Genomic DNA, 1,208 nt, shown 5'->3' on the forward strand with positions numbered 1-1,208 from the left:
TGCAGAAGCACGGGGTCAACTGCGACAACGTCCTGATCTCCGAGAGCGCACACACGGCGCGGTTCACCTGCACCACCGACGTCGACATGGCCCAGATCGCGTCGTTCTACCCGGGCGCCATGTCCGAGGCGCGCGGCATCAAGCTGGCCGACGTGGTGTCCGCCATCGGCACCCCGGAGCTGGTGATCATCGGCGCCAACGATCCCGAAGCCATGGTGCTGCACACCGACGAATGCCGCGAGCTGGGTCTGGCCTTCGCCGCTGACCCGTCCCAGCAGCTGGCCCGGTTGTCCGGCGACGAGATCCGCAAGCTGATCGACGGCGCCACCTACCTGTTCACCAACGACTACGAGTGGGATCTGCTGCTGTCCAAGACCGGTTGGACGGAAGCCGATGTGATGGCGCAGATCGAGCTGCGGGTGACCACGCTGGGCGCCAAGGGCGTCGACATCGTCGGCCGCGACGGCAGCACCGTGCATGTGGGCGTGGTCCCCGAGAAGAGCCAGACCGACCCGACCGGCGTCGGTGACGCCTTCCGGGCCGGTTTCCTGACCGGACGCAGCGCCGGTCTGAGCATCGAGCGGTCCGCCCAGCTCGGGTCGTTGGTCGCCGTGCTGGTGCTGGAGTCGACCGGAACCCAGGAGTGGGAGTGGGACCGCGAGGTCGCCAAGACCCGGTTGGCCGGCGCGTACGGCGACGAGGCGGCTGCCGAGATCGACGCGGTCCTGAGCTAGTCGCGGCGAGCGGAACCACACTGCGGAAAACGGCGCGATTTTTCGCAGTGCCGTTCCGTTCGCGGACCTAGAGCTGCACGGGGTAGTGCGGTTCGCTGATCTGGGGCACCACGCTGTGCTCGACGAAGATCGCATGCCAGAGCATGAAGATGAGCACCGTCCACAACCGCCGGCTGTGGTCGCTGGCGCCGACGCGGTGCTCGTCGAGCATTCGCCGAACCGCCGCGAGATCCACCAAGTGGCCGGCCTGCGACGAGTCGACCAAGCCATAGGCCCACTCGAGTAATTCGCCGGCGCGCAGCCAGTGCCGGATCGGCACCGGGAAGCCCAGCTTGGGCCGGTTGAGCACGTGGGCGGGCACGATCGGCTCCAGCGCGCGACGCAGCGCGTACTTAGTGGTGGTGCAGGTGAACCGCGCCGTGTGTGCGCTCTCGGAGATCAGGACGTTGTCGCAGTTGACCCCGTGCTTCTGCG

Annotated in this window: 2 protein-coding genes; one reads left to right on the forward strand and one right to left on the reverse strand. The window is 67.6% G+C overall.

Annotated features, from left to right (window positions below; all coding sequences use genetic code 11):
• On the forward strand, window positions 1-734 hold a 734-nt coding region (locus tag A9W95_RS09260; protein WP_067411150.1), incomplete at its 5' end, for a PfkB family carbohydrate kinase.
• A gap of 67 nt (window positions 735-801) precedes the next feature.
• Here the strand turns inward: A9W95_RS09260 and A9W95_RS09265 are convergent.
• Window positions 802-1,208, reverse strand: a 407-nt coding sequence (locus tag A9W95_RS09265) for an asparagine synthase-related protein (RefSeq protein WP_253851601.1), incomplete at its 5' end; no start/stop codon positions are given.

The organism is Mycobacterium sp. 1423905.2 (assembly GCF_001673155.1).
GTDB lineage: Bacteria > Actinomycetota > Actinomycetes > Mycobacteriales > Mycobacteriaceae > Mycobacterium.